The following is a 13380-nucleotide window of genomic DNA, read 5'->3' as shown; positions in this document are numbered from 1 at the left end:
TCGTGCGATCGTGCTGAGGGGGGTGTCCGCGGAGCGTCAGTGCCGTACGGGACTGGCGTACGGCGCTGGCGTACGGCCGCCGCGTACGGGAATTCTCGCAGGCGCGGCGGTGCTCCGGCGCGGTTCAGTGCATCGTTGCAGCAGTCTCCGGGGCTGCTTCCGTGGCGACCGCAGGGGCAGTGGTCAACTGCGTCGTGGTCGACTGCGTCGCGGTCAACTGCGTCGCGGTGAGGTCCTGGTAGAGGGCACTCCGCTCCAGCAGCTCCTCGTGCCGTCCGTAGTCGCTGACCCGGCCGTTCTCGAACAGCACCAGCCGGTCCGCCGTGGTGACCGTCGAGAGCCGGTGGGCGATGAGCAGCACCGTGCAGTCCCGTGCGGCCTCTTCCACCGTTCTGCGCAGAGCGGTCTCGCTGAGCCCGTCGAGGTGCGCGGTGACCTCGTCGAGGAGCAGGACCTGCGGGCGGCGCAGCAACGCCCTCGCGATGGCGAGGCGTTGGCGCTCTCCGCCGGAGAGGGCGAGGCCGCGGGCGCCGACCGCCGTGTCGAGGCCGTCCGGGAGCGAGGCGACGAAGCCGTCGAGCAGGGTCCGGCAGAGCACGTCGGCGACGGCTTCGTCGCTCGCGTCCGGCGCGGAGTAGAGGAGGTTCTCCCGGAGCGTGCCCGCCAGCATCGGGGAGTCCTGCTCGACGTAGGCGATCCGGCGGCGGAGTTCGGCCCGGCCGAGTGAGCGGATGTCGGTGTCGTCCAGCAGGATGCGGCCGTCGTCGGTGTCGTAGAACCGCTGGATCAGGGAGAACACCGTGGTCTTGCCGGAGCCGGACGGGCCGACGATCGCGGTGACCTTCCCCGCCGGTGCGACGAAGCCCGTGCCGTCCAGGACGGGCGTACGCCCCTCGTAGGCGAAGGTCAGCCCGTCGATCGTGACGCGGGGCGGCGGGCCGGAGGGCGCCGGCGGCGTACCGTCCACGTCGTCCTCCGCCGCCATGGACCGCACCTCCTCGATCCGGGCCAGGGCGCCGAGCCCCTGCTGGAGGGCGGTGGTGCCGCCGACCAGGGAGAGGACCGGGCCGCCGAGGTTGAACAGGTAGAGCAGGAAGCCGATCAGCGCGGCCAGTTCGAGGGTGCCCATGGCGACCAGCGCACCGCCGAAGCCGATGACGGCGAGGAACGACGCCTGGACGATCAGCCCGGCCAGTACGGCGATCAACGCGTGGTAGCGGGCGCCCTTGAGGCCTGCCCGGTAGGCGCGTTCGGCGGCCTGGGTCGCCCGCTCGGTCTCCTTCGCCTCGCCGCCGTTGGCCTTCACGGTGCGGGCCGCGCCGAGCGAGCGGTCGAGCGCCGCGCCGATCTCGCCGACGGAGGTCTGCGCCTCGGTGGTGACCCGCTTGATACGGGGCATGACGACGCCCATCGCGATGCCGACGACCACCAGCACGGCGGAGGTGATGCCGAGCAGCGGCAGGCTGACGATGCCCATCAGCACGATCGTGGCCAGCAGGTGGATCGACCCGTCGACGAGCTGGATGAGACCGCCCGTCGCCGCGTGCTGCACGAGCGTGCTGTCGGAGGTGACGCGCGTGGTCAGTCCGCCCGGCTCGGTACGGTCCAACTCGGCCGTGCGCAGGCGTATGAGGCGCGCGATCAGGCCGCGGCGGACCTGGAGCACGACGCGTTCGGCGGTCCGCTCGCTGAGCCAGGCCTGTAGCCAGGTCAGCCCGATGGAGGCGAGCAGCAGGCCGAAGAGCAGGAGGATGTCCTCCCGCAGCCCTCCGCCCGTCATGAGCTTCGCCAGCACCGACTGGATGACCAGCGGCTGGGCCAGACCGGCGGCGCTGCCCATCAGGGTCAGGGCCAGCACGGTGAGGAGGATGCCGCGGTGCGGACGCGCGTACGAGAGCAGCGCCCGCAGCGCGGGCCGCTCCGCCGGAGTCTGTTCTGCGTCAGGTGTGTTCACACCCGTAGTTCTATCCCCTTCTACCTGCGCGGGGAACTGTCGTTTGCGGCAATGCCGTAAGAGCCAATGGTGCGGGCCTCACGGTGTGGGTCAACATTCTTTCTGTCCGCAACGGACACCGGGAAACCGGGCATCGCCGAGATGGCCGGGAATACCGGGCGTAAATTCCCTTTCGCCTATGGAGGCAACTCTCATGCAGAACGTCACCGAGAAGGACCTGTTCGACGGCTACACCGCCTACACCTCCGCCGAGGAGCTCGGCCTGCACGATGGCAAGGAGGCCGCGCCGGCGTTCAGCCCCACCATCCCGTGGGCCATCCGCGCCACGATCATCAGCGCGCGTTCCTCGCAGCAGTGCGCCGCCGCTCTCGGCTCGCTCGCCGCGAAGACCGTCGAGAACAAGTGCTGACCAGGCTCTCTTCGCTGTGAGCCGCGGGGTCCGGCCGGACGTGCCATGGGCGCGCTCCGGCCGGACCCCGGCCCCCAACGCGCACAGGAGGCGTCGTGGAGGAACAGCAACGGGACTTCGAGCGCATCCTCGTCGTGGGTACGGGGGCCCTCGGCGTCGCCTTCCTGCCGTTCTGGATCAACTGGCTCGGGAACTCCTTTCCCGACACGGAGAAACGGGTCGCGCTGACCCGTTCCGCATGCCGATTCGTGTCACCGGACGCGGTGGCCGTACTCTCCGGGAAAGAAGTATTCATCGACGACTGGAACGCCTTTTCCGGCGTCGACGTACCCCATGTGAGCCTCGCGGAATGGGCGGATCTGATTCTCGTCCATCCCGCCACTCTGAATTTCGTGGGCCGATTCGCCCTCGGCGTCGCCGACACCCCGCTGATGGTCGCCCTGCACACCACCCGCGCCCTGGTCGGCGTCGCCCCGTCGCTGCCGCCCGGTGCGCTCGGGAGCCCGGTCGTCCAGGGGCACCTGGCCGCCCTGCGCGAGCGCCCCGGTGTGGTGCTCGCCCCGACGATCCCCGCGCGGAGCGCGAGTACCGGAGAGGTGGAGGACGGTGGCTCCGCGCCGCTGAACGAGCTGTACGACCTGTGTGTCGCGCGCCGGAAGGAGGGCGGGCTGTGAGCGTGGCACATCCCCTTGCTCGTACGGCCGTTCTGGTGGCCGAGTACGGCACCGGCCTTCAGGTCACCCGGGTGCACCGGGCCTCCGGCGGCGGCGCCAGTGACACCCTCGGTGCCGGTGCCGGTGCCGGTGCCGGCGTGGCTGTCGACGACGGTGTGGGTGACTTCCTGTGGTGGCACGGGCCCGGGCCCCGTCGTGTCGGGCCGCTCCGCGCGCCCGGTCGGCTGCTGCGCCTCGTCCCCGACCTGGAACCCGCCCCGGGGGCAGCGCTGTTGTCCACCGGGACGCCGTACGAAGACGGACTGCTCCACCGGGCCGCCGGGTCCGCATCGGCCGCCGCCTGGCTGCGGGACCCCCGCCCGCAGGCCGGGCGGCTCGTCGCCCACTCCCTCGCCGCCGCCGCACGCGCCCTCCGGGCCCTGCACGGGGTCCCCCTGCCCCCGGACCCGGAGCCGCTCCCTCCACCCGGAGTGCGGCGGCTGCGGGAGTGGGCGGCCGGGACCGGGACGCCCGCCCCGGCGGCTGCCCGGCTGCGCCGGTGTGCGCTGGAGGTGTGGGGCGGCGACCGTATGGAGCGGCTGCTCGGCTGGGCGGATGACGCCGTACGCCCCGCGGGCCCCGGAGCCTCTGCCGTACCGCTGCACGGCTGGGCGTCGGCCGGTTCGCTCGTACCGCCCCGGAGCCGGGGCAGGGTGGCGCTGCTGACCGGCGAGGACCTGGGCGTGGGCCGCCGGGAGCTGGACCTGGGTTGGATGCTGGGCGATCTCGTCGAGCTGGCCTGGTCGTCACCGCTCTACCGGACGGCGGGGGAGAGCGCGGGGCTGCCGTCCGCGGCCGTCCTCCAGCGGGTGTTCCTCGGTGCGTACGACGAGGGCGGTGACGACGGTGACGGCGATGGCGATGGCGACGGCGACGGTGGCGGTGACGGTGGCGGTGGCGGTGGCGGCCACCGGCGCTGGGGGTCGGTGTACGACCCGGATGCCGTCGGGCGCTGCGCCGTGCTCCGCGTCGTCACGCACATGCAGGACTTCGCCACGTACTGCGAGTGGAGCGACGAATTGCTCGACTACCTCGCCTTCACTGCCGAGTTGATCGATGAGGAGGGCCGCCGCGCGGTCCCCCGAGGAGTGTCATGACGAGCACGACGAGCGGCCCGAGCACGACGAGCGGGCCGAGCACGACGGAAACGACCGGAGCGGCGGTCGATGCGCCCGCGCTGATCCGGTTCCGGCCGACCGGCCTCGACACGGCGCCGGAGGTGAACGCGCTGCTGGAGCGGCTGGGGCTCGGCCCCTTCGTGCCGGACGGGCTGACCGCCTTCGGCGGGCGCAACGACAACTGGGCCGGTACGACGACCGGCGGCCAGCAGGTCTTCGTCAAGACCGTCGCCCGCACCCCCGACGGCAGTCGGCCCGAGATCGACCGCGCCCTGGCCTTCGAGGCGGCGGCCGCACGGCTCCCGGCCGGTTCGCCGCTCCGTACCCCCGAGCACCTGGGCACCGACCGGGCAGCCGCCGTCAGCGCCTTCCGGCTGCTGCCCGGGGCCCGTTCGGGCTCGGAGGTCGCGTTGGACGGCGACTTCGACGAGGCGCTGTGCCGGGAGGCGGGACGGGCCGTCGCCACGCTGCATGCGATGGGAACGCCGGAGTCCGGTGCGGCCCCTGGCGCCGACGCGGCCCCCGCCATCGACACCGCCGAAGCCCCGCTGCCGCCGATGCGCTGGCTCCGGGCATTCCCGTGGAGCGAGGTACAGGACCGCAGCATGGCGCAGATCGCCGCCTGGAAGCTGGTCCAGGACGACACGGAGGCCGTCGCCGCGCTCCACCGGCTGCGGGAGCGGGAGCGTACGGCACCGCACACCCCCGCCCACTGCGATCTGCGATTCGACCAGTTCCTCGTCCACGGCGGGACGCTCTACCTCTGCGACTGGGAGGAGTTCCGGCTCGCCGACCCGGCCCGCGACGTCGGCGCGTTCGTCGGCGAATGGCTCTTCCAGGCCACGTATTCCGTCTTCGCCCCGACGGGCGAGGCCACGGCCGCGCAGGACTCCGCAGCGCTGGGCTTCGACCTCGCCCACGAGGAGATCGTGGAGCGCGGCGCGGCCGGACTCCGCCGCCATATCCCTCGTATCGCGGCCTTCTGGGAGGGCTACACCGGCTGCCGTACCCCGGACCCGGAACTCGCCGAACGGGCCGTCGGGTTCGCGGGATGGCACCTGTACGACCGGCTCATCGCCACCGCGCAGGCGCACGCCGTCCTCAACCCGGTCGCGCGCGCCGCCGCCGGGATCGGGCGGACGCTGCTGCTGAATCCGGCCGGTGCGGTGACCACCCTGCGCCTGACCGGTACGACAGCCGCGTCGAAGCCCGACGCCGCCCCTGCCACGCCGACCGTCTCACCGCCCGACTCCGCCCCGTCCGGGAGCTCCCGATGATCCTCACCCCCGCGCCGCGTCTCGTCGCCGCGCTCGACCTCGTGTCCGTACGCGCCGACGCCCTCGAAGCGCGCGTCGCCGGGCGGAGGCTGACCGCGGACAGCCCGCGCGACCTGCGCGGGCGGCTCACCAACGCGCTGTACGAGGAGTTCCACGCCGGGAACGGGGCGCACCGCCGGGAAGCGGACGCCCCGCCCCGCCGCACGCTGCGCGACTCCGCGCTGGAACGCCGCCTCTCCGCGGCCGTGCCGCACGCCACGACACCGGTCACCGGCCGGCTGCTGGAGGTCGGGGACGGCGGTGAACTGGTCGTACGGCTGCCGGAGATCACCGCGCGGCTCACCGCCGACCGGCTCATCGGCCCCGGTGCGCCCGTCCCCGGCGAGCTGGTCGAGGTCGCCCTTGAGGCGGCACGGCCCGCCCTCTCGCCCGGCTTCTTCTACGTGATGGGCTCGCGGCCCCTGCCCTCTCCCGCGGGTCCGGTCCGCCGACTCTTCCTGCACGCCCGCGACGCGGACGGGGCCGTCGGGCTGTGGGCCGCCGCACTGGCCGCGCTGGAAGGCGTCGGGGCGCGGTACCACGCCAAGGTCCTGTCCGACGAGGACGACTACCCGCGCCGCGACAGCGTCGTCGTCTATCTGCACGGCGACCACGTGCCGGCCGAGCGGGCGGTGGCCGACGCCGTACGGGACCTGCCGGGGATCGGCTCCGAGACCTCGCTCTTCACCGCCCGGCTCGCCCCCGGCGTCGCCGCCGCGTGGGACCCGCGCGATCCGCGCCCCGGGCGGGACGGCATGAGCTTCGGGCAGCACCGCAGCTTCGCGCTGGCCACCGCCCTCGTCGACCACGCGCAGGCGCCCGGGCCCGGCGACCTCGCCGACCACGTCGTACGGGCCTTCCGCGAAGCGGGCATCGACCCCGAGCACCCCGAGAACAACCTTGCCAGAACCACCATCACCGCGACCGCTGGAGTGTGAGCCCGATGATCATCACGGAGACGACGGAGACTGCTGCTGAGATTCCTGAGGCGGCGGAGACTTCTGAGGTTTCTGAGGCGGCGGAGGACGGCGAAACCGCCGTCGGCGCAGGGGGTTTCGGCTCGGCCATCACTGCCGCCTACAGCGACGCGCTGGCCGGCGTGTACGACGACATCTACCCGAGCACCCCGGACCTCGACGACATCGCTACGTACCTGCTCACCCTCACCACACCCGGCGCGAGCGTCCTCGAACTCGGCGTCGGCACCGGCCGGGTGGCCCTTCCGCTCGCCGAGCGCGGCTTCGACGTCACCGGTGTCGAGTCCTCCGAAGGGATGCTGGCGCGCCTCGCGGAGAAGGACACCGAGGGCCGGGTCACCCCGGTCCACGGTGACTTCGCCGGTCTCGACCTCGGCCGCGCCTTCGACGTCGTCCTCGCCCCGTTCAACGTGCTGTGCTGCGCGATGGCGGTCGACGAGCAGATCGCGCTGATGCACGCGATGGCGCGGCACGTCACGGCGGACGGGCACGTGGTGATCGAGACGTTCGACCCGAGCGACTACCACGTACAGAAGAAGAACGAGGTCAACACCTATCCGATCGGCGCGCGCGGGGCGCTCATCGAGTCGGTGGGCGTGCTGCCCGCCTCCCAGAACATGATGTTGCAGAGCACGCTGTTCCTGGACGGCGACGCCCCCAGGTCCGCGACGACCGTGATGCGGTACGTGTGGCCGGGCGAGCTGGACCTGCTCGGCGCGATCGCCGGTCTGGAGCTCGTCGGCCGGTACGCGGGCTGGCGCGAGCAGCCCTTCGACGGGGGCGACAGCCGGAAGATGTGCGTGTCCGTGTTCCGGCCGCTGAACTCGGGCGGCTGACATGAGCCCGAGCGTGTCCGTGCTCCCCGGCGGGCTGCGCGTGTGCGTCGAGGCGGTCCCGCAGTACGGGCGCGGCCTCGCAGCCGTCGCGCTCACCGTGGCGGCGGGGGGCGACGACGACCCGGCGGGACGCCACGGTACGGCGCATCTCGTCGAGCACCTGATGTTCCCCCGGTCGGGTCCGGGGGGTGCCGGTGACCTCGCCGGGCAGGGTCACGCCGCGCTGGTCGAGGGCGCGGGCGGGGTCTGCAACGCCGAGACCCACCGCGACCACACGGTCTTCCACACCACCGTCCCCGCCGAGCTGCTGCCCGACGTCCTGGCGTGGGAGGCCCGGCGCCTGCTCGGCTTCGCGCCGACGGAGGACGTGATCCGCACCGAAACCGCCGTCATCGGGGAGGAGATCCGCGGGGCGGGGGCCGCCGGGCGGTACTGGGAATCGGCGCTGGGTGCTCTGTACCCGGGCAGCAGGGACAGTTTCGGTACGGCGGCCGAGCTCACGGGCATCACGGCCGGTGAGGCCGAACGCTTCTTCCGGGCGCACTACACGGCACCCCGGATGGTGTTGTCGGTCGTCGGGGACGTGGACCCCGCGCGCGTCACGGCGGCGGTGCACGAGGTGTTCGACGGGGTGGGGGTACCGGGAGCGCTGGATGTGTCAGGCACGCAGGGAGTGCCTGGAGTGCCTGGAGTGCCCGGAGTGCCGGATGTGCCAGGCATTCCTGGAGTGCCGGATGCGCCGGATGTGCTGGGCGTGCTGGGAGCGCAGGGGGTGCCTGGGGTTTCGGGTGCGTTGAGGGAGTTCAGGGCGTCGGGTCCTGTTCCCGCCCCCCGCCAGGAGATCCGTACCGCCTCACTGCCCGCCGCCCGCCCCGGCGTCGCGGTCGGGCACCGGCTCCCCGACCTGGTGACCGACCGCCCCGCGTACCTCGCCCAGGCGGTTCTCGCCCAGGTGCTCGGCCGGTCCCGGCTGCCCGCGCTGGCCCGGTCGGCCCGGGACGGGCACCGCCTCACCTCCGCCACCGTCACCTGCGGGTACCACGGCCAGTGGCTCGCCTCCGCCGCGCCCGACCTGACCCTCGCCGTGCTCGGCCGGGCGGCCGGGACCGGGGTCGACGCTGCCATGGACGTCTGGCGGTCCGTCCTGCGGTCCGTGGCCGACCGGCCCCTCCCCGAGGCCGAGCACCGGCGTGCGGTGAACTCGCTGCTCGTCGCCTGGCACCGGCAGGCCGACTCGCTCCCCACCCGCGCGGTGGCCCTCGGCCGTGACGCCCTGCTCCTGCCGGGCTCGGCGGGTCCCGACGCGCTGCCCGCCGAGCTGCGGCGTACGACCCCCGCCGAGGTGTCGGCGGCGGCCCGTGCCCTGCTCGAAGGGCCCACCACCGTGACCGAACTCGTCCCGCAGGAAGGCATAGCCGGATGACCCGGGCCAGCACCGCCACCGTTTCGCCCACTGTCCCTCCCACGGCTCTGTCCCCCGCTTCGCCGCCCGCTTCGTCTGCGGCTCAGGCCACCGTGCTGCCCACCGGGCTGCGGGTCCTCGCGGCGCACGCCCCCGGCGCCCCGCTCGCGGAACTCCGCCTCGTCATCCCGTACGCGCGCACCGAACCGGGTCTCGCCGCCGCCCAGGAGCTCCTTGCCGCCTGCCTCGGAACGGGCAGCCGGGACCGTACCCGGCAGGAGATCGCCGACCGGGCCGCCGACCTCGGGGCGGAGTTCAGCACCGTCGTCACCGCTGAGTCCCTGATCCTCTCGGTCAGCGTGCTCGCCCCCGGCCTGCCCGGTGCGCTGGACCTGTTGGCCGAACTGCTGCTGCGCCCGAGGTACGAGGAGGGCGAAGTTGCCCTGGCCCAGCGCCGGGCGGCCGCCGCACCACGTGCCCCCGCGCCCCGGGTCCGGCTGCGCCGCGCCGCGCTCGCGCACGGGTTCGGCCCGCACCCGCTGTCCTCGGAGTCCGGGGGCACGGCACCGCTCCTGGACGTCGTCTCCCTACTCCCCGACGACCTCTTGGCTCTCCACGCGCGCGCCGTCGTGCCGGGCGGGTCGTCGTTGGTCGTCCTGGCGGGCGAGGAGCCGGACACCGTACTGCGCATGGCCGACGAGCGGCTCGCGCCCTGGTCGGGCGGCCCGTCGGGGCTCACGCTGCCGCCGTTCGCGCGCCCGGCCCCGCGACCGGGCCGGGTGGCGCTCACGGAGACGGATACGGATACGGAGACGGAGAAGGGGAGGGGGAGGGGAAGGGAGACGGAGACGAGGAGCGGGGCCGACGGGGGAGGCCGTGGCGACGGCACCGCCGGAGAACAGGCCCTCGTCCTGACCGTCGGGCCCGCCGTCCCCACCGCCGATCCGCTCCACGCGCCCTTCCACCTCGCCCAGTTGCTGCTGGGCGGCTACGCGTCCGCCCGGCTCGCCCGGCAGGTGCGCGACCGCCACGGCCTCGCGTACGCCGTCTCCGCCCGCCTCCGCGAGAACGGGGCGGGCAGCTGGCTGGAGATCGAGTGCGCGGGAGCGCCGGGCGGCGCTGGCCGGCTCGCCGACGAGGTCACCCGATGCCTCCGGGAACTCGCCGAGGAGGGCCCGTCCCGGGCGGAGGTGGACCGCGCCCGCGCCTACGCGACCGGCTTCACCCGCTTCGCCCTGGCGACCCGGGCGGAGGAGGCGAGCGCGCTGGCGGGGTTCGCAGCGGCGGGCCTGGAGCCGGACTGGCTGGAGGGATACCGGGACCGTATCGCCGCCGTCACGCCCGAGCAGGTGGCGGAGGCGGCCGCGTGCCACCTGGCTCCGGACCGGGCCGTCGTGGCGACGTACGAGCCGGTTCCCGGGGGCGCGCCGACCGACGACCACGAACCGATCACCCTTGCCCTTGCCCCTGCCCCTCCCTCTGCCCACGCCCCTCCCTCTGCTCCTGCCCCTGCCCACATCCCTGCTGCCCAGCTCGACCACCCCACCCCGTACGAACTCCGCGACCAGAAGGGTGCCCACCGGTGAACCCGGCCGTCCTCTACCCGCTCCAGCCCGACCACCCCGAACTCGTCGCCCCCTTCGCAGCACTCGTCCAGCGGTCGGGGGCCCGGCGTCTGTGGATGTGCCAGTCCTTCCAGGCCGAGACGCACCAGGTGCTTGCGTATCTGGCGGGTGCGGGGCACACGGTGCCGGTCGGGACGAGCGTGACGCTGCTTCCGCTGCGGCATCCGTACGAGGCGGCGCTCCAGGCCCGTTCGCTGGCGCTGCTCACCGGCGAACCGGTCGTCGCGGGCTTCGGCATCGGCAACCCGGACTTCGTGGCGGGCCTGACGGGACGCCCGTACGGCAGTCCGAGGACGGCGGTCCGCGACTACCTGCGGTCGGTGCGCGCGCTGCTGGACGGCGAGCGGGTCGAGTTCAGCGGCCCGTACCACCACCTCGACGGCACGTTGCCGGTCCTCCCGCACGCGCCGCGGGTCGAGGTGGGCGCGGGCGTGCTGCGGCCCGGGATGGCGCGGACGGCGGGGGAGGCGGCGGACGTCGCTGTCACCTGGATGACGCCGCCCGCCTATGTGGCGGGGACGCTGCGGCCCGCGCTGGAGGAGGGGGCGGCCGCGGCCGCCCGGCCCCGGGCGCCCCGGATCGCGACCGCCGTCCACGTCGTCGTCGACCGGCCCGGCCGTGACGTGCGCGGCCTGGCGCTCGCCGCGACCGCCGGGCACCGGGAGGCGCCGCACTACGCGGCCATGCTCCGGGCCGCCGGGCTCGCTCTCGACCCGCACGACCCGGCGGGCACGGCGGACACCCTGCTGCGCCACCGGGTGGTCGTGGCGGGCAGCGCGCGGGAGATCGCGGCCGAGCTCGACGCGTACCGCCGCAGCGGGGTGGACGAGGTGCTGCTCAACCCCACGGGGGTGCTCCTCGGGGAAGGGGTGCACGCGGCCGCGGAGGACGTCGAGGAGATCATCGCCGCCTGCCGCAGCTTCCTGCCGGACGTCCGGCAACAAGCTGCGTCCGTGGAGCCGCCGGAGCGGCCCGGGCAGCTGGTTGGCTGAAGACACACCGGCAGGTGAGCGCTGAGCCAGTCAGCCGGTTGCAGCCGATCAGCCGGATGCGGCCAAGCAGTCTGATGCGGCCGATCAGCGGGATGCGGCCAAGCAGTCTGATGCGGCCGATCAGCGGGATGCGGCCGAAGCGGCCTGATGCAGTCAGTCAGCCTGATGCAGCGCATCACCCCGATGTACCGAATTGACCGAACGGCAGGACAGGACACCACACGTGCGATCCGTGCGACCAGAGCATCCGCCCCGGGCAGGGGGCAGCGTCGTCTTCTCCGGAGTGAGCAAGCGGTTCGGCGGTCACCAGGCCCTCGACGACGTGAGTTTCGCGTTGCGGCCGGGCAAGGTCACCGGTCTGCTGGGCCCCAACGGGGCGGGCAAGAGCACGCTGCTGCGGATTCTGCTCGGGCTGGCCCGCCCTGACTCGGGGACCGCCCAAGTCCTGGGCGGGGAGCCGCTGTCCGCTCCGGAGCGGGCGGCGCATCGGGTCGGCGTGGTCATGGACGCGATCGGCTTCCACCCGCGGGTGACGGTCCGCCGTCAGCTGGAGATCTCGGCCCGCTCGCTGGGGCTGCCGTCCTCGCGCATCGCCGAGGTGATCGGGCAGGTCGGCCTGGACGGTGCGGAACGCAAGCGGGTCAAGGCGTGTTCCACCGGTATGCGGCAGCGTCTGGCGCTGGCCGTCGCCCTGCTCCCCGACCCTGAACTCCTCATTCTGGACGAGCCGTTGAACGGGCTCGACCCGGATGGCATCCGCTGGATGCGCCGGCTGGTCGAGCGCTCGGCCGCTGAGGGGCGGACCGTGCTGATCGCCAGCCACATGCTTTCCGAGGTCGAGCAGAGCGTCGACGACGTGGTCGTCCTGCGCCGCTCGGTGCTGTTCACCGGTTCGCTCCAGGAGCTGGTACAGCGCGGCGGAGGCCGCCTGGAGGACGCCTACTTCGCACTCGTCGAGGGCGCGGACGCCGCGCCGCGTACGGAGGTCACCCGTGCCTGAGGTCCTGCGCAACCAGCTTTCCGCCGAACTCCTCAAACTGCGTTCGGGCCTGGCCCTGCCGTCGCTTCTCCTGGTGGCCCTCGCCTTCTGTGCGCTCGGCCAACTCGGCCTGGTGTACGCGGAGTCCGACCCCGCTTCCGCCGGTGCCGAGCTCACCGAGAGCATCGTGGGGCTGGGCGCGTCCGCCGCGCTCTTCGCGACGCTGCTCGGGGCCCTGCATGTCACCAACGAGTTCAGCTCCGGTGCGATCGGCCGCACCGTCCTGTACGCCCCCGGGCGCTCCTCGGTCGTCGGCGCCAAGCTGCTGACCGCGACGCTGTCCGGGCTGTTGTTCGGCGTCGCGGCGGTGGTCTGCTCCCTCGCCGTCGGTTACGCGGCCCTCGCGGCCAGGGACGCCGAGCTCACCGTCGACGGCTCCACCTGGACGACCGCCGCCGCCGTCCTGACCATCTGCACCCTGGCCGGCCCGTGGGGTGCGGCGATCGGCTTCGTCGTCCGCAACCGGCTCGCCGCGGTCCTCGGCCTGGTCGTCTGGGGCACGCTCGGTCAGATGCTGGTGCTCGGCCAGCTCCCCGAGGTGGGCCGGTTCCTGCCCGAGGGTGCGCAGTTCGCCCTGCTCGGCGATGCCTCCGCCTACCCGGACGCGTTGGCGGCGCCGTACGGCCTGCTGCTGCTCGTGGGCTGGGCGGCGGCGATGTCCCTCGCGGGAGCCCGCCTCTTCAACCGCCGCGACGTCTGATCACGGGCCGCCGCCACCGGCCGTACCCGGCCTGTCTCACCCGCCGTACCCGGCCTGCCTCCGCGCTGCCTCACCCAGGGCGTACCTGCCCTGTCTCCGCGCTGCCTCAACCGCCGCCTCGGTCCGCCCCGGCGATCCCGGACCGCACGAGGAGGGCGCCGAGGTGGGTGCGGCTGGTGGCGCCGAGGGGCTGCATGAGCTCGGCGATGTGGGCGCGGCAGGTGGCACCACGCTGGATGGCTTTGTGCGCGTTGGCCAGAGCTGCTCGCAGGGTTTCGGCGGGCCGGTTGCTGCCGGGC

At 73.7% G+C, this 13380-nt stretch carries 12 protein-coding genes; 11 read left to right on the top strand and 1 reads right to left on the bottom strand.

The genetic code is table 11. The annotated features are described in order from the left end of the window. Positions 1 to 124 precede the first annotated feature (124 nt). Positions 125 to 1954 carry an ABC transporter ATP-binding protein gene (locus ACZ5WC_RS09130; RefSeq protein ID WP_468540200.1) on the bottom strand — a complete coding sequence of 610 codons (1830 nt, stop codon included), beginning with the start codon at positions 1952 to 1954 and terminating at the stop codon, positions 125 to 127. Between the two features lie 193 nt (positions 1955 to 2147). Here ACZ5WC_RS09130 and lxmA point away from each other — a divergent pair, with 193 nt between their 5' ends. The 11 genes from lxmA to ACZ5WC_RS09075 all read left to right on the top strand — a co-directional run bounded on the left by lxmA (position 2148) and on the right by ACZ5WC_RS09075 (position 13081). Continuing rightward, positions 2148 to 2363 (top strand): lexapeptide family class V lantibiotic, encoded by a 216-nt coding sequence (gene lxmA, locus ACZ5WC_RS09125; protein WP_096622710.1) that lies wholly within the window; start codon positions 2148 to 2150, stop codon positions 2361 to 2363. Between the two features lie 95 nt (positions 2364 to 2458). Next, the gene (locus ACZ5WC_RS09120; RefSeq protein ID WP_468540199.1) at positions 2459 to 3037 is read left to right on the top strand and encodes a flavoprotein; all 579 of its coding nucleotides are present in this window, start codon (positions 2459 to 2461) and stop codon (positions 3035 to 3037) included. After that, entirely contained in the window at positions 3034 to 4173 is a 1140-nt protein-coding gene (locus ACZ5WC_RS09115; RefSeq protein ID WP_468540198.1) for a hypothetical protein, read from the top strand. Before ACZ5WC_RS09120 ends, ACZ5WC_RS09115 begins: the two co-directional genes overlap by 4 nt. Beyond that, positions 4170 to 5471, top strand: coding sequence for a class V lanthionine synthetase subunit LxmK (gene lxmK, locus ACZ5WC_RS09110; RefSeq protein WP_468540197.1), 1302 nt, complete (start codon positions 4170 to 4172; stop codon positions 5469 to 5471). Before ACZ5WC_RS09115 ends, lxmK begins: the two co-directional genes overlap by 4 nt. Next, the gene (locus ACZ5WC_RS09105) at positions 5468 to 6448 is read left to right on the top strand and encodes a T3SS effector HopA1 family protein (protein ID WP_468540196.1); all 981 of its coding nucleotides are present in this window, start codon (positions 5468 to 5470) and stop codon (positions 6446 to 6448) included. The genes lxmK and ACZ5WC_RS09105 overlap by 4 nt, the downstream gene beginning before the upstream one ends. A gap of 5 nt (positions 6449 to 6453) precedes the next feature. Continuing rightward, positions 6454 to 7323 carry a class I SAM-dependent methyltransferase gene (locus tag ACZ5WC_RS09100; RefSeq protein ID WP_468540195.1) on the top strand — a complete coding sequence of 290 codons (870 nt, stop codon included), beginning with the start codon at positions 6454 to 6456 and terminating at the stop codon, positions 7321 to 7323. Positions 7324 to 7336: 13 nt separating this feature from the next. Next, positions 7337 to 8746, top strand: coding sequence for a M16 family metallopeptidase (locus ACZ5WC_RS09095; RefSeq protein WP_468540194.1), 1410 nt, complete (start codon positions 7337 to 7339; stop codon positions 8744 to 8746). After that, positions 8743 to 10311 carry a M16 family metallopeptidase gene (locus tag ACZ5WC_RS09090; protein WP_468540193.1) on the top strand — a complete coding sequence of 523 codons (1569 nt, stop codon included), beginning with the start codon at positions 8743 to 8745 and terminating at the stop codon, positions 10309 to 10311. The genes ACZ5WC_RS09095 and ACZ5WC_RS09090 overlap by 4 nt, the downstream gene beginning before the upstream one ends. Continuing rightward, complete coding sequence (gene lxmJ / locus ACZ5WC_RS09085; protein ID WP_468540192.1) at positions 10308 to 11342, top strand: F420-dependent peptide dehydroalanine reductase LxmJ; 1035 nt, start codon at positions 10308 to 10310, stop codon at positions 11340 to 11342. The genes ACZ5WC_RS09090 and lxmJ overlap by 4 nt, the downstream gene beginning before the upstream one ends. A gap of 283 nt (positions 11343 to 11625) precedes the next feature. Next, the gene (locus ACZ5WC_RS09080) at positions 11626 to 12342 is read left to right on the top strand and encodes an ABC transporter ATP-binding protein (protein ID WP_468540191.1); all 717 of its coding nucleotides are present in this window, start codon (positions 11626 to 11628) and stop codon (positions 12340 to 12342) included. Further along, on the top strand, positions 12335 to 13081 hold the full coding sequence (locus tag ACZ5WC_RS09075; protein ID WP_468540190.1) for an ABC transporter permease: 747 nt from the start codon (positions 12335 to 12337) through the stop codon (positions 13079 to 13081). The genes ACZ5WC_RS09080 and ACZ5WC_RS09075 overlap by 8 nt, the downstream gene beginning before the upstream one ends. The last annotated feature ends 299 nt before the right edge of the window (positions 13082 to 13380 follow it).

It is taken from the genome of Streptomyces sp. NPDC033165 (genome assembly GCF_055577965.1).
Note: the sequence above shows the minus strand (reverse complement) of the source record. Positions and strands in the feature narration are given on the sequence as shown.

What these genes read in the sequence shown, in the direction of transcription:
- lxmA (WP_096622710.1), top strand. Translation starts at nt 2,148, where the DNA reads ATGCAGAACGTCACCGAGAAGGACCTGTTCGACGGCTACACCGCCTAC.
- lxmK (WP_468540197.1), top strand. Translation starts at nt 4,170, where the DNA reads ATGACGAGCACGACGAGCGGCCCGAGCACGACGAGCGGGCCGAGCACG.
- ACZ5WC_RS09105 (WP_468540196.1), top strand. Translation starts at nt 5,468, where the DNA reads ATGATCCTCACCCCCGCGCCGCGTCTCGTCGCCGCGCTCGACCTCGTG.
- ACZ5WC_RS09100 (WP_468540195.1), top strand. Translation starts at nt 6,454, where the DNA reads ATGATCATCACGGAGACGACGGAGACTGCTGCTGAGATTCCTGAGGCG.
- ACZ5WC_RS09090 (WP_468540193.1), top strand. Translation starts at nt 8,743, where the DNA reads ATGACCCGGGCCAGCACCGCCACCGTTTCGCCCACTGTCCCTCCCACG.